Annotated in this window: 26 protein-coding genes and 1 tRNA gene; 7 read left to right on the top strand and 20 right to left on the bottom strand. The window is 64.8% G+C overall.

Going from position 1 to position 19,232, the window contains the following annotated elements:
- Positions 1-74 precede the first annotated feature (74 nt).
- Together ACX40Y_RS06460 and cpdR are read right to left on the bottom strand one after the other, a co-directional pair.
- Positions 75-149: transfer RNA gene (locus tag ACX40Y_RS06460), tRNA-Val, on the bottom strand.
- Positions 150-204: 55 nt separating this feature from the next.
- Entirely contained in the window at positions 205-579 is a 375-nt protein-coding gene (gene cpdR / locus ACX40Y_RS06455; protein ID WP_459118718.1) for a cell cycle two-component system response regulator CpdR, read from the bottom strand.
- A 160-nt stretch (positions 580-739) separates the two neighbouring features.
- On the opposite strand from cpdR, the gene ACX40Y_RS06450 reads away from it, so the two are divergent.
- The gene (locus tag ACX40Y_RS06450; protein WP_459118717.1) at positions 740-1,537 is read left to right on the top strand and encodes an N-formylglutamate amidohydrolase; all 798 of its coding nucleotides are present in this window, start codon (positions 740-742) and stop codon (positions 1,535-1,537) included.
- A 215-nt stretch (positions 1,538-1,752) separates the two neighbouring features.
- Here ACX40Y_RS06450 and ACX40Y_RS06445 read toward each other — a convergent pair whose 3' ends face one another.
- From ACX40Y_RS06445 to ACX40Y_RS06435, 3 genes are read right to left on the bottom strand one after another with little or no spacing between them, the layout of a single operon-like run.
- Positions 1,753-2,295 (bottom strand): cytochrome b, encoded by a 543-nt coding sequence (locus tag ACX40Y_RS06445; protein WP_459118716.1) that lies wholly within the window; start codon positions 2,293-2,295, stop codon positions 1,753-1,755.
- Positions 2,296-2,297: 2 nt separating this feature from the next.
- On the bottom strand, positions 2,298-3,068 hold the full coding sequence (locus ACX40Y_RS06440) for a SapC family protein (RefSeq protein ID WP_459118715.1): 771 nt from the start codon (positions 3,066-3,068) through the stop codon (positions 2,298-2,300).
- A 52-nt stretch (positions 3,069-3,120) separates the two neighbouring features.
- Positions 3,121-4,569, bottom strand: a complete 1,449-nt coding sequence (locus ACX40Y_RS06435; RefSeq protein WP_459118714.1) for an FAD-binding oxidoreductase — start codon at positions 4,567-4,569, stop codon at positions 3,121-3,123.
- Positions 4,570-4,676: 107 nt separating this feature from the next.
- Between ACX40Y_RS06435 and ACX40Y_RS06430 the strand changes: the two genes are divergently transcribed.
- The 6 genes from ACX40Y_RS06430 (at position 4,677) to ACX40Y_RS06405 (ending at position 11,136) form a co-directional block, all read left to right on the top strand.
- Positions 4,677-5,096 carry a hypothetical protein gene (locus tag ACX40Y_RS06430; protein ID WP_459118713.1) on the top strand — a complete coding sequence of 140 codons (420 nt, stop codon included), beginning with the start codon at positions 4,677-4,679 and terminating at the stop codon, positions 5,094-5,096.
- A gap of 156 nt (positions 5,097-5,252) precedes the next feature.
- A complete protein-coding gene (locus tag ACX40Y_RS06425; RefSeq protein ID WP_459118712.1) occupies positions 5,253-6,788 on the top strand; it encodes a DEAD/DEAH box helicase in 1,536 nt (511 codons plus the stop codon).
- A 176-nt stretch (positions 6,789-6,964) separates the two neighbouring features.
- Complete coding sequence (locus tag ACX40Y_RS06420) at positions 6,965-7,744, top strand: sulfite exporter TauE/SafE family protein (protein ID WP_459118711.1); 780 nt, start codon at positions 6,965-6,967, stop codon at positions 7,742-7,744.
- Between the two features lie 156 nt (positions 7,745-7,900).
- Positions 7,901-8,464: an alkyl hydroperoxide reductase subunit C gene (gene ahpC, locus ACX40Y_RS06415; RefSeq protein ID WP_459118710.1), complete on the top strand. Its 564-nt coding sequence runs from the start codon at positions 7,901-7,903 to the stop codon at positions 8,462-8,464.
- Between the two features lie 93 nt (positions 8,465-8,557).
- Positions 8,558-10,138, top strand: coding sequence for an alkyl hydroperoxide reductase subunit F (gene ahpF, locus ACX40Y_RS06410; RefSeq protein WP_459118709.1), 1,581 nt, complete (start codon positions 8,558-8,560; stop codon positions 10,136-10,138).
- A 95-nt stretch (positions 10,139-10,233) separates the two neighbouring features.
- Positions 10,234-11,136 (top strand): hydrogen peroxide-inducible genes activator, encoded by a 903-nt coding sequence (locus ACX40Y_RS06405; RefSeq protein WP_459118708.1) that lies wholly within the window; start codon positions 10,234-10,236, stop codon positions 11,134-11,136.
- A gap of 18 nt (positions 11,137-11,154) precedes the next feature.
- Here the strand turns inward: ACX40Y_RS06405 and ACX40Y_RS06400 are convergent, their stop codons facing one another.
- The 15 genes from ACX40Y_RS06400 to rpsQ all read right to left on the bottom strand — a co-directional run bounded on the left by ACX40Y_RS06400 (position 11,155) and on the right by rpsQ (position 19,230).
- Positions 11,155-11,808 (bottom strand): adenylate kinase, encoded by a 654-nt coding sequence (locus ACX40Y_RS06400; protein WP_459118707.1) that lies wholly within the window; start codon positions 11,806-11,808, stop codon positions 11,155-11,157.
- A 27-nt stretch (positions 11,809-11,835) separates the two neighbouring features.
- Positions 11,836-13,197, bottom strand: coding sequence for a preprotein translocase subunit SecY (secY, locus tag ACX40Y_RS06395; protein ID WP_459118706.1), 1,362 nt, complete (start codon positions 13,195-13,197; stop codon positions 11,836-11,838).
- Between the two features lie 304 nt (positions 13,198-13,501).
- Positions 13,502-14,032, bottom strand: a complete 531-nt coding sequence (rplO, locus tag ACX40Y_RS06390; RefSeq protein ID WP_459118705.1) for a 50S ribosomal protein L15 — start codon at positions 14,030-14,032, stop codon at positions 13,502-13,504.
- A 176-nt stretch (positions 14,033-14,208) separates the two neighbouring features.
- Positions 14,209-14,595 (bottom strand): type II toxin-antitoxin system VapC family toxin, encoded by a 387-nt coding sequence (locus ACX40Y_RS06385; protein ID WP_459118704.1) that lies wholly within the window; start codon positions 14,593-14,595, stop codon positions 14,209-14,211.
- Positions 14,592-14,795, bottom strand: a complete 204-nt coding sequence (locus ACX40Y_RS06380) for a type II toxin-antitoxin system VapB family antitoxin (protein ID WP_459118703.1) — start codon at positions 14,793-14,795, stop codon at positions 14,592-14,594. The genes ACX40Y_RS06385 and ACX40Y_RS06380 overlap by 4 nt, the downstream gene beginning before the upstream one ends.
- Before the next feature lie 222 nt (positions 14,796-15,017).
- The gene (gene rpmD / locus ACX40Y_RS06375) at positions 15,018-15,197 is read right to left on the bottom strand and encodes a 50S ribosomal protein L30 (RefSeq protein WP_010545738.1); all 180 of its coding nucleotides are present in this window, start codon (positions 15,195-15,197) and stop codon (positions 15,018-15,020) included.
- A gap of 6 nt (positions 15,198-15,203) precedes the next feature.
- The gene (gene rpsE, locus ACX40Y_RS06370; protein ID WP_459118702.1) at positions 15,204-15,932 is read right to left on the bottom strand and encodes a 30S ribosomal protein S5; all 729 of its coding nucleotides are present in this window, start codon (positions 15,930-15,932) and stop codon (positions 15,204-15,206) included.
- A gap of 3 nt (positions 15,933-15,935) precedes the next feature.
- A complete protein-coding gene (rplR, locus tag ACX40Y_RS06365) occupies positions 15,936-16,295 on the bottom strand; it encodes a 50S ribosomal protein L18 (RefSeq protein WP_459118879.1) in 360 nt (119 codons plus the stop codon).
- The gene (rplF, locus tag ACX40Y_RS06360) at positions 16,295-16,828 is read right to left on the bottom strand and encodes a 50S ribosomal protein L6 (RefSeq protein ID WP_459118701.1); all 534 of its coding nucleotides are present in this window, start codon (positions 16,826-16,828) and stop codon (positions 16,295-16,297) included. Before rplF ends, rplR begins: the two co-directional genes overlap by 1 nt.
- Positions 16,828-17,223, bottom strand: coding sequence for a 30S ribosomal protein S8 (gene rpsH / locus ACX40Y_RS06355; protein WP_459118700.1), 396 nt, complete (start codon positions 17,221-17,223; stop codon positions 16,828-16,830). Before rpsH ends, rplF begins: the two co-directional genes overlap by 1 nt.
- A 12-nt stretch (positions 17,224-17,235) precedes the next feature.
- A complete protein-coding gene (gene rpsN, locus ACX40Y_RS06350) occupies positions 17,236-17,541 on the bottom strand; it encodes a 30S ribosomal protein S14 (protein ID WP_010545733.1) in 306 nt (101 codons plus the stop codon).
- A 19-nt stretch (positions 17,542-17,560) separates the two neighbouring features.
- Positions 17,561-18,142 (bottom strand): 50S ribosomal protein L5, encoded by a 582-nt coding sequence (gene rplE / locus ACX40Y_RS06345; protein ID WP_459118699.1) that lies wholly within the window; start codon positions 18,140-18,142, stop codon positions 17,561-17,563.
- Positions 18,135-18,452: a 50S ribosomal protein L24 gene (gene rplX, locus ACX40Y_RS06340; protein WP_459118698.1), complete on the bottom strand. Its 318-nt coding sequence runs from the start codon at positions 18,450-18,452 to the stop codon at positions 18,135-18,137. Before rplX ends, rplE begins: the two co-directional genes overlap by 8 nt.
- Entirely contained in the window at positions 18,452-18,820 is a 369-nt protein-coding gene (gene rplN / locus ACX40Y_RS06335; RefSeq protein WP_019369682.1) for a 50S ribosomal protein L14, read from the bottom strand. Before rplN ends, rplX begins: the two co-directional genes overlap by 1 nt.
- Before the next feature lie 143 nt (positions 18,821-18,963).
- Complete coding sequence (gene rpsQ, locus ACX40Y_RS06330; protein ID WP_459118697.1) at positions 18,964-19,230, bottom strand: 30S ribosomal protein S17; 267 nt, start codon at positions 19,228-19,230, stop codon at positions 18,964-18,966.
- Positions 19,231-19,232: the final 2 nt, after the last annotated feature.

Raw genomic sequence — 19,232 nt, 5'->3', positions numbered from 1 at the left:
TGGCGGCGGCAGCGCCTGTTCCGCGGCGGAAAAGCAAAAACCCCGCCAAGCCGTTGGGCTGGCGGGGTTTTAAATGGTGGGCGCGGCAAGGATTGAACTTGCGACCCCTGCGATGTCAACACAGTGCTCTACCACTGAGCTACGCGCCCGAAACTCGGGAAGCGCGCCTTTAGCGAGGGTAGCGAAGGCGCGCAAGTGTCGATTTCAATTTCGTCCAACATTCTCCGCTTCGAACATCCGGTCGACCTCGAGGACCAGGTCGCGCAGATGGAACGGCTTGGACAGCACCCGCGCCTGCGGCACCTGCTTGCCCGCACGCAGCGTCACCGCCGCGAAGCCGGTGATGAACATCACCCGCATGTCGGGCGCGATCTCGCTGGCGCGCTGGGCCAGTTCGATCCCGTCCATCTCGGGCATGACGATGTCGGTCAGCAGCAGATCGAATCGCTCCGATTCGAGCAGCGGCACGGCGGCGGTACCACGGTCGACCGCGCTGACCGCGTAACCCGACCGCTCGAGCGCCCGCGTGAGGTATTCCCGCATCACGCGGTCGTCCTCGGCCAGCAGAATCCGGATCATCACCACCCCATAGAGCCCAAGCGGGTGACATCTTATGATCGAAGCCATTAAGATTTTCCAGCACCATGCGGCAGACGGCGTTGCTCCGCCCGCGTGCCGTGCCTAAGCTGCCGCCGTGACGAGCGACGGACCTTTCGTGCGGCACGGCGCGCTGGCCCCCGTGAGCCCGGTAGTCCTGTCCGTGCCGCATGCCGGGCGCGACTATCCGCTGCCGCTACGGGCAGCGCTCCGCGTGCCGTTTGCTTCGATGCGGCTGCTCGAGGATCGCCATATCGATGCCGTCGCGATCGCAGCCCGCCGCGATGAGACGCTGTTTGCGGCGACGCGCGCGCGTGCCTGGATCGATCTCAACCGCGCCGAGCATGATCGCGATCCGCAGATTGACGAGGGCGCCCAGATCACCGGCCGTCCGCTTTCGGCCAAGGTGCGCAGCGGCCTTGGGCTGGTGCCCCGCCGCGCCGGGAAAAGCGGCGATCTGTGGGCGAGGCGGTTCGCCGATGACGATGTGATCGCGCGAATCAGGGCCGATCACCGCCCCTATCACGCCGCGCTCGGCGCGGCACTTGAGGCGGCGCAGCAACGCTTCGGCCTGGCGATTCTGATCGACGTCCATTCGATGCCGCCGCTTCCGCAGCGTGCGCCGCCCCGGCTGGTGATCGGGGATCGTTTCGGCCGGTCGGCGGGGGGGCGCTTTGTCGGCCGCATCGAAGCCGTGGCGCGCGCCCGCGGCATCGCGATTGCCGTGAACAATCCCTATGCGGGCGGCCATATCCTCGATCGCCATGGCGCCCCACGGCGGGGCATACACGCGGTTCAACTCGAATTCGATCGCAGCCTCTATCTGGACGCCGCGCTCGACGCGCTTGGCCCCGGCGCCGCCGACACGACGGCACTGCTGCGGGGCATCATCGATGCGGTTACCGACGAAGCGCTGCCCGCACCCCTCGCCGCCGAATAACCCCCTCCAGCGGCGCACATAAAAAAACCACCTCGCAGTCGCCCGCGAGGTGGCCAAGGTTCAGGGAGGAGACACACCCGAGGGCGTGTCGCACGGCGCCGCGAAAGGGGGGACACGACACCGTACTCTGCCAATATAGGCGGGCGGAAACCGGCTTCAAGCGGTGGGGGATGCGGAAAAATACGGTTCGGCGCGCGGGGCGCTCCGCCGGTCGGTCAGCGACGCGGCATCATCCGCAGCATGACCGCGTCGCGCAGCAGCAGGTGGTGGCGAAGCGCGGCTGCGACGTGGATCGCAACCAGCAGCAGCATGGCCCAGCCGAGCAGCTCATGCGCTTCGTGCGCGCCGCCTGAAAGCCCGGGGGTGGAGGGCAAGGGCGGCACCCGGAAAAGGCCGAACCACGACAGCGGCCGAAGCCGTTCCGGATTCGATCCCATCAGCCACCCCGTAAGCGGCAGGATCAGCGTCGCCGCATAGAGGGCCAGATGCATGATGGTCGCCGAGGCCTTTTCCCAGGCGGGCGATGCGGCGGGCAGCGGCGGCGGGCGATGGGTCAGCCGCCAGAGAATCCGGGCGAAGGTCAGTGCCAGCACGGTGATGCCGATCGACTTGTGCAGCGGCATCACCTGCCACCCGCGCGGGAGCGATTCGTGAAGGATGCCGATCGCCAGATTGATCAGCACCAGCAGCGCGATCACCCAGTGAAAGGCGATCGCCCCGGTCGAATAACGCTCGGCGCGCGGGCGGCGGGCGTTCATGCTCAGCCGGCCAGCTGAACTTCGGGCTGCCAGCCCGAGCGCATCTGACGCGCGAACAGCTCGCGCATCTGCGCCAGCGAGAACAGGTGCGCGTAGATCAGCGGCAGCATGCCGTTCTGGACGATCTTGCGCAGCTGGTCGCCGCGCATCTCGTTCAGCTTCTTCTCGTCGACCATCATGAAGCCGCGATAGATGAAGGGCTGCGGCGCGCCGTCGGGCTGGATCGAGACCTCGCCGTCGATGAGCAGGCCGAGTTCCTTCAGCTCCTTCATGAACTGCGTCGTGCGGAGCCCTGCCTGTTCGAACTGCTCGTTGAACTGCAGGATGTTCTTGGTGACCTCGCTCGGTTCGCCATTGTCGAAGAGCGGCTGGCCATCCTCGAACGCGCCGACCATGTTCGAGGTCGGATCGAAGCACAGCGACAGCTCGTCGCTGTCCTGGCGCAGCCGCGCGAGCAGATAGGGGTAGCGGCGGATATAGGCCGGCACATAGAAATTCGGCTCGGTCAGCGTGCCTTCGGCGTCGAAGAACGCGTTATAGCCTTCGTTGAGCGCCATCAGAGCCAGCGGCACGGGATCGTCGCCCACCGAGAAGACGATCGGCATGAAGCGCTGGATGATCGGGAATTCCTCGACCGTCACCGGCACCGCATGCTGCTTGGCAAGGAACGGCGCGCGGTCGACCGAACGGGTGCGGAAATCGGCGTGCACCTGGCTCGAAAGCGGTTCGATCTGATTGTAAAACAGGGGAAACGACTGCGGCGCGCTGGCCATTATGATCTCCTGACGGCGGGTTTCGGTCGAAACATTGTGTGGAACTGGGGGTCTATGGCCTGCCCGGCTCCGGCGCAAGCGCGACCAGCTTTCCCGGATTGAGAATCGCCTTGGGATCAAGCGCAGCCTTGATCGCACGCAATGCCGTCATGCGCGCCGGCGGGCTCAGCCGGGCCAGTTCATCGCGCTTCATCTGGCCGATTCCGTGCTCGGCGGAAATCGATCCGCCCGCCGTGACCACCATGTCATGGACGAGCCGGGTGATCTGCGGCCCCTCCTCCGCATACCAGCGGTCGCGGTCGACGCCCTTGGGCGCGCGCACATGGAAATGGACGTTGCCGTCGCCGAGATGGCCATAGGCGATCGCATGCGTGCCGGGAAAGCGCGCCTCTGCCGCGGCCCCGCCTTCGATCATGAAGCGCGGCATGTCCTCGACGGGCACCGAAATGTCGTGCTGCACCGCCGGCCCGGACGCGCGTTCGGCCTCGGAGATGGAATGGCGGATGCGCCAGAATGCCTCGGCCTGCGCCTCGCTCGCGGCGATCACCGCGTCCTGCGCCAGCCCCGCCTCGAACGCCTGCGCCAGCATTCGCTCCAGCATCGCTGCCGGCGCCTCCGCAGCGGAGTCGCCGGTCACCGCCTCGATCAGGACGTGCCAGCGATGCGAGCCTGCCAGCGGCAGGCGGGTGCCAGGAACATGCGACAGCACCAGCGCGACGGTATCGTCGGGCATGATCTCGAAGCTCTCGACCATGTCGGTCGCCGCCTGCAGCCGGCGCAGCAGGCTGAGCGCCTTGGCCGGGCTCTCCAGCCCCACCCAAGCCACCGCGCGCGCCGCCGCCGCCGGCACCAGCCGCAGCGTGGCGGCCGTGACGATGCCCAGCGTCCCCTCGGCGCCGATCAGCAGCTGGTTCAGATCATAGCCGCGATTGTCCTTCTTGAGCGCCGACAGGCCGTCATGCACCGATCCGTCGGGCAGAACCGCCTCCACCCCTGCAACAAGCGCGCGCATCGTGCCGAACCGGAGCACCTGCACGCCGCCCGCATTGGTGGACACCAGCCCGCCGATCGTGGCGCTGCCGCGCGCACCCAGATCGAGCGGAAAACGGCGCCCGGCCGCCTCGGCAGCATCGCGGAACGTGGCGAGAATCACGCCCGCCTCGGCCACCGCAAGGTTCGCATCGGGAATGATCGACCGAATATGATCCATCCGCCGGGTCGACAGCAGCAGCGCGGACCCGTCGGTCGACGGCACCGCCCCGCCCACCATGCCGGTATTGCCGCCCTGGGGGACGACCGGCACCCCCAGTTCGTTGGCGAGCGCAATCAGTGCGCTGGTTTCCGCCGTGGATGCCGGCGACAGGATCGCCGGCGTCTGCCCACGATAACGGCCGCGCCAGTCGGTCAGCCACGGCTCAATCGTTGCGGGATCGGTAATCGCGGCCTTTTCGCCGAAGCGTTCGCGGGCAAAGTCGACGATGCGTTGCTGTTCGGGTGTCATCGGGGTTGCGCAATAGCATGGGGTCCGGCAGTTCATCCAGTGTTCAAGCCAGCGCGATAAAAGCATAACCCGTCATGTTGCACCCGTCGCTCGCCGCACCCGGCCTGATGCTGTTGCTCGCCGCACCCGCGGCGCTGCCCTCGGCCGGCGCCCAGCCTCCGGCGGTCGCGTTTCAGCAGCGCGTGACGATCCATGTTCCGCGCATGTCGGTATCGACGACGACAGTGATCATCCGCCGCGAAAGCGCCCGTCCGCTGGTCGAGCGCAAGGCGAACGACTGCGTCAAGGCGAGCAGGATTCAGGGTTTCACCGTCAACACGGCCGACAGTGTCGACCTGATCCTCGACGACGGCAGTCTGTTGCGTGCCAAATTGGGCGCGGAATGCCCGGCGCTTGGCTTTTATTCCGGCGCCTATATTCGTGAGACGCGCGATCGGAAGCTGTGCGCCGGCCGCGATTCGCTTCGCTCGCGCTCCGGCCGTGCCTGCCCGGTCCAGGCATTCAGGACGCTGGCACACGCACGATAGGCACATGCCCGACGTGCCGGGCGCGACAATAATCGCGCCCGCAACGCGCTGAACCGGCATGAAAACAGGCATTAGACTTGACTTTTTTGCGTGAATCCGCAAGCGCCATAACCTCTTCGAGGTGCGAATGAACGCGCCCCTTTTCCGGACATTTGCATGAGCTTTGCCGATCTCGGCCTTTCCGATGAACTTCTCCGCGCGGTCACCGACGCTGGCTATACGGAGCCGACGCCGATTCAGCGACAGGCCATTCCATCGGTGCTGATGGGCAAGGACCTGATCGGCATCGCCCAGACGGGCACGGGCAAGACTGCTGCGTTCGTGCTGCCGATGATCGATATTCTGGGTGAGGGCCGCACTCGCGCGCTGATGCCGCGCTCGCTGATCCTGGAGCCGACGCGCGAGCTTGCCGCCCAGGTCGCCGAGAATTTCGAGAAATACGGTCTCCATCACAAGCTTTCGATGGCGCTGCTGATCGGCGGCGTTCAGATGGGCGATCAGGTCAAGGCGCTGGAAAAGGGCGTCGATGTGCTGATCGCCACGCCGGGCCGGTTGATGGACCTGTTCGGCCGCGGCAAGATTCTGCTCACCGGCTGCAACCTGCTGGTGATCGACGAGGCGGACCGGATGCTCGACATGGGGTTCATCCCCGACATCGAGGAAATCTGCACCAAGCTGCCCAAGACACGGCAGACACTGCTCTTCTCGGCGACGATGCCGCCGCCGATCAAGAAGCTGGCCGACAAGTTCCTGGTCGATCCGAAGACGATCGAGGTCGCGCGGCCGGCAAGCACCAACATCAACATCACCCAGCGGATCGTTACCGTCCCCGCCGCATCGCATGCCAAGCGCCGGGTGCTGCGCACGTTGCTGCGCGAGGAAGAGGTCAGCACCGCGATCATCTTCTGCAATCGCAAGACGACGGTCCGCGAACTCAACAAGAGCCTCAAGAAGCACGGCTTCCGCTCAGCCGAGATCCACGGCGACATGGACCAGTCGGCGCGCATCGCCGAGCTCGACCGGTTCAAGAATGGCGACGTCAACATTCTCGTCGCGTCCGACGTCGCAGCACGCGGCCTGGACGTGAAGGGCGTCAGCCACGTCTTCAATTTCGATGCCCCATGGCATCCCGATGATTATGTCCACCGCATTGGCCGCACCGGCCGCGGCGGCGCGACGGGCACCGCCTATACGCTGGTCGCCCCCGACGATGCAGAAAACATCGCCGAGATCGAGAAACTGACCGGGCAGAAGATCCAGCGCGTTGCACTGGCCGGCGGCGAGGCGCCCGAGGACGAACCCGCGCCCAGGCGTGAGCGCGCCCGCAAGCGCCCGTCCAAGGCGGGCGCACCGCAGCCGGACTCGCCTGCCGAATCGTCGGGCCGGACCAGGCGCTCCGGCCGATCGGACGAACGGAAGGAACCGAGCCGCGGCAGATCGCCCGAAGCAGCGGAACAGGATGCCGCCAGCACCGACTCCCCCGCGCCCAAACGCGGCCGGGCTGCGGCGCCCGCTCGTACCGAAACCCGCGAGCACAAACCTGCGAACGAAGGCCGCCGCGACGATCGGCGGCGCGATCAGGCACCGCAGGGCGCCCGCCCGCGCCATGCACGCCGCGATCAGGATGACGGTCCCGATGACGGCTGGAACGGGCCGGTTCCCGACTTCCTGAACTACACGATCGAGGCCTGAACAACATCGATTCTGCCCGGCCGGTCGGCCCCGCCGACCGGCGACTTGCGATGACGCTGCCATGCAATTCGCGCATGCCCCGGCGAGCACCGGTGGTTCGCCGCATTAAACACTAGCTATCTTGTAGGGATTGACGCGTCGTCGCATGTTCTGCCGGTCACTCGGGCAGAATGAGGATGGCGACGTTGGACGGTATCACGATAGCCGAACTGCTGCCTTACATCGCCGTCGGCTTTGCCGCGCAGTTGGTGGACGGCGCGCTCGGCATGGCGTTCGGCGTCATTTCGTCGACCTTGCTCGTCAGCGTGATCGGGATCTCTCCGGCAACGGCGTCTGCCGGTGTGCATCTGGTGGAAACCGCGACGACGGGCGTGTCCGGGCTGAGCCATTTGCTTCACCGGAATGTCGATTCCCGGCTTTTCCTTCGGCTGCTGGTTCCGGGCGTCATCGGTGGCGTTCTGGGCGCCTATGTGCTGACCGAACTCGACGCATCGGTCACCAGGCCGTTCGTCGTGGCCTATCTCGCCGCGATCGGCCTGTATCTGCTGGTCCGCGCCGTCCGATTCCCCCCTCGCCCGCGCAAGCCTGGCGTCGTCGAACCGCTTGGCCTGGTGGGGGGATTTCTCGACGCGGCGGGCGGCGGCGGCTGGGGACCGGTGGTCACCAGCAACCTGCTGGTCCAGGGGGCGCAGCCACGGACGACGATCGGCACGGTGAATACCGTCGAGTTCTTCCTGACGCTCACCATCTCGGCAACCTTCCTGTCGCAGATCGGCCGGCAGGGCTTCACACCGGAATTCTGGCACCCGGTTCTGGGCCTGCTGATCGGGGGCGTGGTGGCGGCGCCGTTCGGTGCGATGTTCGCCAAACGCATGCCGACGCGGCTGCTGTTGGCGCTCGTGGGCGTGGTGCTGACCGCAACCAGCCTGTTCAGCCTGTATCGCGCGCTCGCTTGACCTGGCACCGCCCATGAATTTTCGGTCGGACCGATCAGTTCCGAGCGATTGAGTGAGTTAATCGATCACGCCGAGCGGGTCTTCCAATTTCACATTGCGCCGCAGCGACCATATATCCCGCATTGCAACAGCAACCCCTCGCGGAGGAACGAAAACATGGCTCTCATCGGCAGCACGATCAAACCGTTCACCACCCAGGCCTATAAGCAGGGCAAGTTCGTCGAAGTCAGCGATTCCGACGTCAAGGGCAAGTGGGCAGTCTTCTTCTTCTATCCGGCAGACTTCACCTTCGTGTGCCCGACCGAGCTCGAAGACCTCGCCGACATCTATCCTCAGCTTCAGAAGATGGGCGTCGAGGTGTATTCGGTTTCGACCGACACGCATTTCAGCCACAAGGCGTGGCATGACACCTCGCCCGCGATCGGCAAGATCGACTATTATATGCTGGGCGACCAGAACCACACGCTGTCGACTAACTTCGACGTGCTCCGCGCCGGCCAGGGCCTCGCCGATCGCGGCACCTTCGTCGTCGATCCCGAAGGCGTGATCCAGCTGGTCGAGATCACGTCGGAAGGCGTCGGCCGCAACGCCGCCGAGCTGCTCCGCAAGATCAAGGCCGCGCAGTATATCGCCGCGCATCCGGGCGAAGTGTGCCCGGCCAAGTGGGAAGAAGGCGAAGAGACGCTTGCGCCGTCGCTGGACCTCGTCGGCAAGATCTAAGGCGCCCCCTGCCCCCTGACGGGCGCCCATGCGGCCCGGGGCGGATCCCCTCCCGCCCCGGGCCGTTTTTGTGAAGGATACAGGAGTTTCCCCATGCTCGACGCCAATTTGACGCAGCAGCTCAAAGGCTATCTCGTGAACATCCGCGAGCCGATCGAGCTCGTCGCCAGCCTGGGTGACGATGCCAAGTCGCTCGAGCTGGGTGAACTGCTCGACCAGATCGCCTCGCTTTCGGACAAGATCACACTCGTCACCGCCGACGATCAGCGCAAGCCCAGCTTCATGATCCGCCGCACGGGCACCGATATCGGCGTGCGCTTTGCCGGCATCCCAATGGGCCATGAATTCACCTCGCTGGTGCTGGCGCTGCTTCAGGTCGGCGGCCATCCCAGCAAGGCCGCACAGGATCTGATCGAACAGATCCGCAATATCGACGGCGACTTCGCGTTCGAGACCTATTTCTCGCTGTCGTGCCAGAACTGCCCGGACGTCGTGCAGGCGCTGAACCTGATGGCGGTGCTCAATCCCCGCATCCGCCACACCGCGATCGACGGCGCACTGTTCAAGGCGGAGGTCGAGGCGCGCAAGGTGATGGCGGTGCCGACGGTCTATCTGAACGGCGAGCCCTTTGCCTCGGGCCGCATGGAGCTGGAGCAGATCGTCGCCAAGATCGACCGCGGTTCCGAGACGCGCGCAGCCGAAAAAATCGCGGCGAAGGACCCTTTTGACGTCCTCGTCGTCGGTGGCGGGCCGGCTGGCGCGGCAGCGGCCATCTATGCCGCGCGCAAGGGCATTCGCGTCGGTGTCGCTGCCGAGCGGTTCGGCGGCCAGGTGCTCGATACGATGGGCATCGAAAACTTCATCTCCGTGCCTCACACCGAAGGGCCGAAGCTGGTCGCGCAGCTCGAACAACATGTGAAGGATTACGACGTCGACGTGATGAACCTTCAGCGTGCCGAATCGCTGATTCCGGCCAAACACGAAGGCGGTTATCACGAACTGGTGCTCGCCAATGGCGCCAGCCTGAAGGCGAAAACCGTCATCCTTTCGACCGGTGCTCGCTGGCGTCAGATGAACGTGCCCGGCGAGGACGAGTATCGCAACAAGGGCGTTGCCTATTGCCCGCATTGCGACGGTCCGCTGTTCAAGGGCAAGCGGGTTGCGGTGATCGGCGGCGGCAATTCGGGTGTCGAGGCGGCGATCGACCTCGCTGGCATCGTCGCGCACGTCACACTGATCGAATATGACAGCCAGCTTCGCGCCGATGCGGTGCTGCAGCGCAAGCTGGCCAGCCTGCCCAACGTCAAGATCCTCACTTCGGCGATGACCACCCGCGTCAACGGCGACGGCGAGAAGGTGTCGGGGCTGAGCTACAAGGACCGCAATTCGGGCGTCGAGCATGACGTCGAGCTGGAAGGCATTTTCGTCCAGATCGGCCTCGTGCCGAACACCGAATGGCTGAAGGACACGGTGGGCCTCACTGCGCGCGGCGAGATCGAGATCGACGCACGCGGCGAAACCAGCCAGCCGGGTATTTTCGCGGCCGGCGACTGCACCACCGTGCCCTACAAGCAGATCGTGATCGCGATGGGCGCCGGTTCGACCGCGGCACTCTCCGCTTTCGATTACATGATCCGGCTTCCCGCCAAGACGATCCAGGCCGAAGCGGCCTGATAAAACGCGCTCCCCTGTCGCATATGGCAGGGGAGCCGCTTTGCCTGATCGCCACACTCACTATATGATTCTCGTATTATCGAGAGAGGCGATCAATGGCGCAAACCTATCTCCCTACGCTCAAGCAGCTGCAATATCTGGTCGCGCTGCGCGACGCGGGCCATTTCGGCCGAGCAGCCGAAGCCTGTTTCGTGACGCAATCGACGCTGTCCGCCGGCATTCGCGAGCTGGAGACGCTGATCGGCGTCGTCCTTGTCGAGCGCACGCGGCGGGTGGTCCGTTTCACACCGCTGGGCGAACGAATCGTCGAAAAGGCGCGGCGCGTGTTGCGCGAGGCGGATGAGCTGGGCGACCTCGCCCGCGCCGCTGGCCGGCCGCTTTCGGGCGAGATGCGGATGAGCGTGATCCCGACGATTGCACCGTTCCTGCTGCCGCGCATCCTGCCGCGACTGCGCGCCCAATATCCGGACCTGAAACTTTACCTGCGCGAGGAGACGAGCGGGCAGGCCTGCGAGGCGCTGAGCCACGGCCGCACTGATTGCGTGCTGCTGGCGCTCCCCTTTTCCTGCGGCGAGGTGGAAAGCGCCCGCCTGTTCGACGACGGGCTGTACGTCGCCTTTCGCGAGGGCGAGATGGCACCGGACGCGAGCATCCGGCCCGACGCGATCGACGAGACCCGCCTGCTGATGCTGGAGGACGGGCACTGCCTGAAGGACCATGCGCTCGCCGCCTGCAATCGCCCCGAACTCCGCGCCGAAGCGATGATGCTTGGCACGTCGCTGCACACGATGGTGCAGATGGTCGACAACGGCCTGGGTGTGACGATGCTGCCGCAGATGGCGGTCGAGTCGGGCATCCTCGAACATACGCACGTCACCGCGCGACCGCTCGATGCGCCCAACGCCGCCCGGCAGATCGCGCTCGTATGGCGCAAGGCGAGCCCGCGCGAGCGCGACTTCAGGCTGCTCGCGGACGTGCTCGCGCTGGCGCAGCCCTGACCCCCGTCAGGGCTGCGATCAGTTCTTCTCGTCGAGAACCGCGTTGATCTGGCGCGTCACCGAATCGATATCGGCCATGCCGTCGACACGGCGAACCAGCCCCTTCGCCTCGTAGAAGGGCAGGATCGGCGCGGTCTTGGCGCGATACTCGGCCATCCGCGTCCGCACCGTCTCCGCATTGTCGTCGGGCCGGCGCTTGAACTCGGTCGAACCGCAGACGTCGCACACGCCGTCCACCTTGGGCAGCTTGTACTTGTCATGATAGCCTTCACCGCATTTGGCGCAGGTGAAGCGGCCCTCGACACGGTCGACCAGCGCCTCTTCGTCGACGAGCAATTCGATCACATAGTCGAGCTGGCGGCCGCGCTCCGCAAGCAGGCCCTCAAGCGATTCGGCCTGGGCGACGGTGCGCGGATAGCCGTCGAAAATCGCGCCGCTGGCGGTGTCGGCCATGTCGAGCCGCTCGCCGATGATGCCGGAGACGATCTCGTCGGAAACCAGCTGGCCCGCATCCATCACCGCCTTCGCCTGCAGGCCGGTGGGCGTCCCTGCCTTCACCGCGGCGCGCAGCATGTCGCCGGTCGACAGCTGCACCATGCCGCGAGCGACCTCGAGCCGCTTGGCCTGGGTGCCCTTGCCTGCGCCTGGCGGGCCCAACAGAATGATATTCAAAACCGTCTCCCCGTTGGCCCGTGCGTCTTAGCGCATGCGACCCTTGAGCTTCGCCTTCTTGATCAGGTCGCCATACTGGTGGGCCAGCAGGTGCGACTGGATCTGCGTCACCGTGTCCATGGTTACGTTCACGACGATCAGAAGGCTAGTGCCGCCCATCAGAAACGGGATGCTCATCGCCGAAAAGGCATATTCGGGCACCAGGCAAATGATCGTCAGATAGGCCGCGCCGATCACGGTGATGCGGGTCAGCACGTAATCGAAGTAGAGTTCGGTGTTCTTGCCCGGGCGAATCCCGGGGATGAACCCGCCATAGCGCTTCAGATTGTCGGCCGTCTCCTCGGGGTTGAACACCACCGCGGTGTAGAAGAACGAGAAGAAGATGATCCCGGCGGCATAGAGCGACATGTAGATCGGCGAGCCGTGGCGCAGCCAGATGTTCAGGTTGCTGATGAAATCGCCCCACCAGCTTTCGCCCACCGTCGCCTGGCCGGCGAACTGGGTGATCGTCAGCGGCAGCAGCAGCAGCGACGAGGCGAAGATCGGCGGAATGACGCCGGCGGTGTTGAGCTTGAGCGGCAGGTGGCTGCGCTCAGCCTGGACGCCGCGCGCGGTCTGACGCTTCGGATACTGGATCAGGATGCGGCGCTGGGCGCGTTCCATGAAGCAGATGAACAGCACCAGCGCGATGACGCCGCCGATCACGAAGATCAGGCGCAGCGGATCGATCGAACCGGTGCGACCGCTTTCAAACAGCTGGACCAGCGTGACCGGCAGGCGGGCGACGATGCCGGCCATGATGATCAGCGAAATGCCGTTGCCGATGCCGCGGCTGGTGATCTGCTCGCCGATCCACATCAGGAACATGGTGCCGCCGATCAGACTGACCACGGCCGTCGCGGTGAAAGTCCAGCCGGGCTCGACCACGGGGCTGAGCCCGGTCGATGCGCCAGCGGCTTCAAGCCCCTGAACGAGGAAGAAGCCCTGGATCGCCGTGAGCCCGACGGTGCCATAGCGGGTATATTGGTTGAGCCGCTTGCGACCGCTCTCGCCTTCCTTCTTGATCGCGGCAAGCTGCGGCGACAGCGAGGTGGCAAGCTGAACGACGATCGACGCGGTGATATAGGGCATCACGCCCATCGCCACGATCGACATGCGCGACAGCGCGCCGCCGGTAAAATTGTTGAAGAAATCGAGCACCCCGCCCTGCGTCTGCTGCGCGAGCAGGCCAAGCTGCGTCGGATCGATACCGGGCAGCGGCACATAGCTCAGCATGCGGAACACGATCAGCGCACCGAGCGTAAACCACAGGCGCTTCTTGAGGTCGGTTGCCTGGCCGAACTTCGCCAGGTTGATGCTGGAAGCCAGCTGATCGGCTGCGGATGCCATTTCGATTCTTCGTCCCGGATGAGTGACGGGCGCTCCCCCGCCCTAACGGAGTCGCATATAGGGTCTGTGTGCGGCTTGTCTAATAGCTGTCGGCGCCGAATGGAACCGCAGGTCGCCCCGCCCCGTCATTGCGGCAAAGGCCGAAGCGCATCGGCGTCACCGAAACAACGCTGTCCGTGAGGTCGGGAAGACCGGATCTCCGACGTCGCCGCGATGACGATCGCTGGCGAAGGAAGCGCTCGACGCCCACGCAAGCCCAGCACGAAGGAAGGCGGAACCTTGCCGGCCCCGCCTTCGCTTGTCGTCAGCCCTGCTGGCCGGCCTTCTTGGCGGCCTGGGCCGTGCGGTGCTTGGCCTTGGCCTTCTCGGCAGCCGGCACGACCTCGATCACGTTGACCGTACCGCCGGCCTTCTCGATCGCCTCACGCGCCGAGGCGGAAACGCCGGCGACGGTGAAGCTGAGCTTCGCGGTCAGCTCGCCCTTGCCGAGGATGCGGACGCCGTCCTTGCCGCCACGGGCCAGGCCAGCAGCCTTCAGCGCGGCGTGGTCGATGTCGGTCGCGGTCAGCTTGCCGGCATCGACGGCCTTCTGGATCGCACCCAGATTCACCTCGGCATAGTCCTTGGCGAAGATGTTGTTGAAGCCACGCTTCGGCAGACGCATGTGGAGCGGCATCTGACCGCCCTCGAAGCCGTTGATCGAAACGCCTTCGCGGCTCTTCTGACCCTTGACGCCGCGACCGCCGGTCTTGCCCTTGCCGGAACCGATACCACGGCCCACGCGCATGCGGCGATGACGGGCGCCCTGGTTGTCGTTGAGTTCGTTCAGCTTCATGATGTGTGCACTCGCTTTCGCTGTGTTCGCGCGTTGATGGGAAGCGCGGGCACATAGCGGCGAGCGGGGGGAATGTCGAGACTTGTTTGCGCTGCTGTACTGCAGCGTCTTCCTATCGTCGCGTGGTTGCGCAAACCAAAGGCTCAGCCCTCGATGAGTTCGTCCATGTAACCACGCTATTTCGGCGAGCGGCCGGAAAGTGATGGTATCGCGATCCCGAGGTGGTCGGCGGTGTCTTTCAATCGCCGATCGCGCGTCCATAACAGAGCGTCGGGTGTCAGCCGCACCGAAGCGAGCAGGTGCGCATCAACATAGCCGATGCCTCTCCCGTGCAGCGATTGGTGGGCGATGAGCGCCAGCACCTCGGCGTCATCAGCGACGATCGCCTTGGGCAAATCCTGCAGAGCGCCGATGATCTCTTCCCGCTGGCGGAGGCTGCCCAGCGCCAGTTCCCCAATCACGAAAGCGTGGGCGAGCACTTGCCCGCGATAAAGCAGATCCGCCAGCGCGGCATCCTGGCTGCGCAGGTGATCAATCCAGATCGAGCTATCGGCGAGGATCAAGCGTCGCCAGCATCCGAACGGCGGCGCGGGGTGAGCGTGGCATCCGGTTCGCTGCCACCCAGCCGTGCAAGCCGCCGCGCACTTTCGCGCTCGATCAAGGCGGTCAGCGCCTCTCGAACGAGCGCAGACTTCTCCCTCAGCCCGGTGAAGGCTTGGGCTTTGGCGACAAGTTCGTCATCAAGGGCAAGGGTTGTGCGCATCTCAATGCTCCATCATTGTCATGTTCGTAGCACCGATTGATGCGGTACCCAATGCCGGTGCGGGCGACCCTCGCGGGATGCACACACCCAACACCAACGCGCGATCCCTTGGCCTTGCACCGTCGTGTCGACTTCAGACCTGCGCACTCGAGACCAAACGAAAAAGGGCGGTGGTTGCCCACCGCCCTCTTCGTCTTGTCGCCCGGTCAGCAACCCGAAGGCTCAGCCCTCGATCACCTCGACCATGTGCGGCAGCTTGCGGATCATGCCGCGGACCTCGGGGGTGTCCTCGAGCTCCGAAACCTTGTGCATCTTGTTGAGGCCAAGGCCGATCAGCGTCGCGCGCTGATCCTTGGTGCGGCGGATCGGCGAGCCGATCTGCTTGATCTTGATCTTCGCCATGATCGATTACTCCGTGACGGCCGCTGCATCCGCCTCGGCGGTCTGCGAACCACCGCGGCCGAGCAGGTCGGCGATCTTCTTGCCACGACGCTGCGCGACCGACTTCGGCGAAGTCTGCTCGTTCAGCGCTTCGAACGTGGCGCGGATCATGTTGTAGGGGTTCGACGTCCCGACGGACTTGGTCACCACATCGGCAACGCCAAGCGATTCGAAGATGGCGCGCATCGGGCCACCCGCGATGATGCCGGTACCGGCAGGCGCTGTACGAACCGTCACGCGGCCGGCACCGAAGTGGCCGTTGCCGTCGTGATGCAGCGTGCGGCCTTCCTTGAGCGGAATGCGGACCATCGCCTTCTTCGCGGCAGCCGTCGCCTTCGAGATGGCTTCCGGCACTTCGCGCGCCTTGCCATGGCCGAAGCCTGCACGGCCCTTGCCGTCGCCGACGACGACGAGTGCTGCGAAGCCGAAGCGCTTGCCGCCCTTCACCGTCTTCGAGACGCGGTTGATGTGGACGAGCTTTTCGATCAGCTCCTCGCCGCCATCGTCCTGACCGCCGCGGCGATCGTCACGACGGCCACGATTGCCGTCACGGCCGCCGCGACCGCGGTTGTCACCGCCGCCGGGACCGCCCCGACCACGGCCGCCGCGCGGGCCACGGCCCTGCTGCTCGGGAGCAGCCTGACCGGCGTCCTGCGCCTCGACCGGGTTTTCGGTCGTGTTGTTTTCATCGGCCATCGTTTAGAACTCCAATCCGCTTTCACGCGCGGCATCCGCCAGCGCCTTGACGCGACCATGGTAGAGGAAGCCGCCACGATCGAAGACGACCGCAGTGATGCCGGCGGCCTTGGCCGCTTCGGCAACGCGCTTGCCCACTTCCTGTGCCGCCGCGATGGTCGCGCCGGTCTTGCCGCGCACGTCCTTCTCGAGCGTGGAGGCCGAGACGAGCGTGCGACCCTGGGCGTCGTCGATCACCTGGGCATAGATATGCTTGCCCGAACGATGAACCGACAGACGCGGACGGCCACCGGCACGCGCACGAAGCGCGGTACGGTTGCGGCGACGACGCTTTTCGAAAAGCGAAAGACCCTTGGTGCTGATCACTTCTTCTTCCCTTCCTTGCGGAAGATGAATTCGCCATCGTACTTGATGCCCTTGCCCTTATAGGGCTCCGGCTTGCGCCAACGGCGGATTTCCGCGGCCACCTGGCCGACCTTCTGCTTGTCGATGCCCGAGATCTCGACCGTCGTCTGATCCGGCGTCTTGATCTCGATTCCCTCGGGAATGTCGAAGTTGACGTCGTGCGAATAGCCGAGCTGCAGCTTCAGAACCTTGCCCTGCGACGCGGCGCGGTAGCCCACGCCGGTGATCAGCAGCTTCTTGGTGAAGCCGGTGGTCACGCCGGTGACGAGGTTCTGAACCAGCGTACGCTGCATGCCCCAGAAGGCACGCGCGCGCTTGGTTTCGTTCGCGGGCAGCACCGAAATGCCGCCATCGACCATTTCATACTTGATATCGTCGGCGAGCGGCATGGTGAGCGTGCCCTTAGGCCCCTTCACCGAAATCTGCCCGCCGTCGATGTTCGCCGTCACGCCTGCGGGGACGGGAACCGGCTTTTTGCCGATGCGGCTCATCAGAACACCTCCGCAAGCACTTCGCCGCCGACATTCTGTTCCCGCGCTTCCGCGTCGGACAGAACGCCGCGAGGCGTCGAGACGATGGTGATGCCGAGGCCGTTGCGGACGCGCGGGAGTTCCTGCGCACCCGAATAGATGCGGCGACCAGGCTTCGACACGCGAGCGACGTGCTTGATGGCCGGCTGGCCTTCAAAATACTTCAGCTCGATGCGGATGCCGGCGGCGGGGCCCATCTGCTCTTCGGAATAACCACGGATATAGCCCTCGCGCTGAAGCACGTCGAGGACGCGGGCACGCAGCTTCGACGCGGGCGTCAGGACGCTGTCCTTGCGCGCACGCTGGCCGTTGCGGATGCGGGTGAGCATATCACCCAGGGGATCGGTCACTGCCATCTTGCGTGTCCTTTACCAGCTCGACTTCGTGACACCCGGGATCAGGCCCTTGTTGGCCAGATCGCGCAGCATGACACGTGCGAGACGGAACTTGCGGTAATAAGCGCGGGGACGACCCGTCAGCTCACACCGGTTGCGAATGCGGGTCGGGTTCCCGTTGCGGGGAATCTCGGCCATCTTGAGGCGCGCGATGAGACGCTCGGTCTCATCCAGGCTCTCGTCGTTCGCAATCGCCTTGAGCTTCGCGTACTTGCCGGCATACTTCTTCACCAGCTGCTTGCGACGCTCGTTCTTGTTGATCGAACTCAGTTTCGCCATGACTTAAGTTCTTCCTTCCTTACGCCGCCTGCTTCGTTTCGCCGTCCGCCTGCGGGAACGGGAAACCGAAAAGACGGAGAAGCTCGCGAGCCTCCTCATCCGTCTTGGCAGTGGTGGTAACAATCACATCCATGCCGCGCACCTTGTCGATGCGGTCATAGTTGATCTCGGGGAACACGAGCTGTTCCTTGATGCCGCAGGCATAGTTGCCGCGACCGTCGAACGACTTCGGGTTCAGACCGCGAAAGTCGCGGACGCGGGGCAGCGCGATCGTGATGAAACGATCGAGAAACTCGTACATCCGTTCACGACGCAGCGTGACCTTGCAGCCGATCGGCATGCCTTCACGCAGCTTGAACTGCGCGATCGACTTCTTCGCCTTGGTGACGACCGGCTTCTGGCCAGCGATCAGCTCCATTTCAGAAGCGGCCTGCTCGACCTTCTTCTTGTCCTGGGTGGCTTCGCCAACGCCCATGTTCAGCACAATCTTTTCGATGCGCGGAATTTCCATGACGTTCTTGTAGCCGAACTTCTCGGTCATCGCCTTGACGATCTTGTCGTCATACAGCTTCCGCATCCGCGGCGTGTAGGTATCAGCCATTGATGACCTCCCCGGTCTTGACGGCGACGCGAACCTTCTTGCCGTCGCGCGTCTCGAAACGAACGCGGGTCGCCTTGCCGTCGGCGGTCACGTGCGCGACCTTCGACACATGCAGCGGCGCTTCGGCACGGATCAGACCACCCTGGGGATCGCCCTGGGTCGGCTTCTTGTGGCGAACGGCGATGTTCACGCCGGAAACGACGACCTTGTCGTCCTTCGGCAGCGACTTGACGACCTCACCGGTCTTGCCCTTGTCCTTGCCGGACAGGACGATGACCTGGTCGCCCTTCTTGATCTTGGCAGCAGCCATCACAGCACCTCGGGGGCGAGCGAAATGATCTTCATGAAGCCCTTCGAGCGGAGCTCGCGGACCACCGGGCCAAAGATACGGGTGCCGATCGGCTCCTCGTTCTTGTTGACCAGCACAGCGGCGTTGCCGTCGAAACGGATCACCGAGCCGTCGGCGCGACGAATGTCCTTCGCCGTGCGGACGATCACCGCGCGGTGAACATCGCCCTTCTTAACCTTGCCGCGGGGGGCGGCTTCCTTGATGCTGACAACGATGACGTCGCCTACGCCGGCGAAGCGACGCTTCGACCCGCCCAGCACCTTGATGCACTGCACCCGCTTCGCGCCGCTGTTGTCTGCGACGTCGAGATTGGACTGCATCTGGATCATTGATCCGGTTCCTTCTCGTTCGGCCTGCCGGGACGAGCCCGGTGGTTCCAGTTTCTAATGCGTCACTCCGGCCTTGCGGCCGGAGCACCAAAGCGGCGGCCTATGGCCGCTGCCGCAGTTCTCGGCAAGAGCCGAGATGACGATTATGCGTCGACCGTGTTCGGCGTCGCGTGGGTGTTCACCCGCTCGATCACCTTCCAGGTCTTCAGCTTGGAGATCGGCGCAGTCTCTTCGATGCGCACGGTCTCGCCGGCCTTGTACTCGTTCGCCTCGTCATGGGCGTGGTACTTCTTCGAGCGGCGGATGATCTTCCCGTAGAGCGGGTGCTTCACCTTACGCTCAACGAGAACCACCACGGTCTTGTCGCCCTTGTCCGAGACGATGTTCCCGGTCAGCACGCGCTTCGGCATGG

The sequence above is a fragment of the Sphingomonas sp. RS6 genome (genome assembly GCF_054489705.1).
The sequence above is the reverse complement of the archived record's forward strand: the minus strand, read 5'-3'. Positions and strand labels throughout refer to the sequence as shown.

Coding starts and splice junctions, on each gene's coding strand:
- ACX40Y_RS06405 (WP_459118708.1), top strand. CDS start 10,234: ATGGCGCAAACCTATCTCCCTACGCTCAAGCAGCTGCAATATCTGGTC.
- cpdR (WP_459118718.1), bottom strand. CDS start 579: ATGATCCGGATTCTGCTGGCCGAGGACGACCGCGTGATGCGGGAATAC.
- ahpF (WP_459118709.1), top strand. CDS start 8,558: ATGCTCGACGCCAATTTGACGCAGCAGCTCAAAGGCTATCTCGTGAAC.
- rpmD (WP_010545738.1), bottom strand. CDS start 15,197: ATGGCGAAGATCAAGATCAAGCAGATCGGCTCGCCGATCCGCCGCACC.
- ACX40Y_RS06425 (WP_459118712.1), top strand. CDS start 5,253: ATGAGCTTTGCCGATCTCGGCCTTTCCGATGAACTTCTCCGCGCGGTC.
- ACX40Y_RS06435 (WP_459118714.1), bottom strand. CDS start 4,569: ATGACACCCGAACAGCAACGCATCGTCGACTTTGCCCGCGAACGCTTC.
- ACX40Y_RS06380 (WP_459118703.1), bottom strand. CDS start 14,795: ATGCGCACAACCCTTGCCCTTGATGACGAACTTGTCGCCAAAGCCCAA.
- ACX40Y_RS06440 (WP_459118715.1), bottom strand. CDS start 3,068: ATGGCCAGCGCGCCGCAGTCGTTTCCCCTGTTTTACAATCAGATCGAA.
- rplO (WP_459118705.1), bottom strand. CDS start 14,032: ATGAAGCTGAACGAACTCAACGACAACCAGGGCGCCCGTCATCGCCGC.
- rpsQ (WP_459118697.1), bottom strand. CDS start 19,230: ATGCCGAAGCGCGTGCTGACCGGGAACATCGTCTCGGACAAGGGCGAC.
- ACX40Y_RS06430 (WP_459118713.1), top strand. CDS start 4,677: ATGCTGTTGCTCGCCGCACCCGCGGCGCTGCCCTCGGCCGGCGCCCAG.
- rpsH (WP_459118700.1), bottom strand. CDS start 17,223: ATGGCAGTGACCGATCCCCTGGGTGATATGCTCACCCGCATCCGCAAC.
- rplX (WP_459118698.1), bottom strand. CDS start 18,452: ATGGCTGCTGCCAAGATCAAGAAGGGCGACCAGGTCATCGTCCTGTCC.
- ahpC (WP_459118710.1), top strand. CDS start 7,901: ATGGCTCTCATCGGCAGCACGATCAAACCGTTCACCACCCAGGCCTAT.
- rpsN (WP_010545733.1), bottom strand. CDS start 17,541: ATGGCGAAACTGAGTTCGATCAACAAGAACGAGCGTCGCAAGCAGCTG.
- ACX40Y_RS06420 (WP_459118711.1), top strand. CDS start 6,965: ATGGCGACGTTGGACGGTATCACGATAGCCGAACTGCTGCCTTACATC.
- secY (WP_459118706.1), bottom strand. CDS start 13,197: ATGGCATCCGCAGCCGATCAGCTGGCTTCCAGCATCAACCTGGCGAAG.
- ACX40Y_RS06445 (WP_459118716.1), bottom strand. CDS start 2,295: ATGAACGCCCGCCGCCCGCGCGCCGAGCGTTATTCGACCGGGGCGATC.
- rplN (WP_019369682.1), bottom strand. CDS start 18,820: ATGATCCAGATGCAGTCCAATCTCGACGTCGCAGACAACAGCGGCGCG.
- rplE (WP_459118699.1), bottom strand. CDS start 18,142: ATGGCTGATACCTACACGCCGCGGATGCGGAAGCTGTATGACGACAAG.
- rplF (WP_459118701.1), bottom strand. CDS start 16,828: ATGAGCCGCATCGGCAAAAAGCCGGTTCCCGTCCCCGCAGGCGTGACG.
- rpsE (WP_459118702.1), bottom strand. CDS start 15,932: ATGGCCGATGAAAACAACACGACCGAAAACCCGGTCGAGGCGCAGGAC.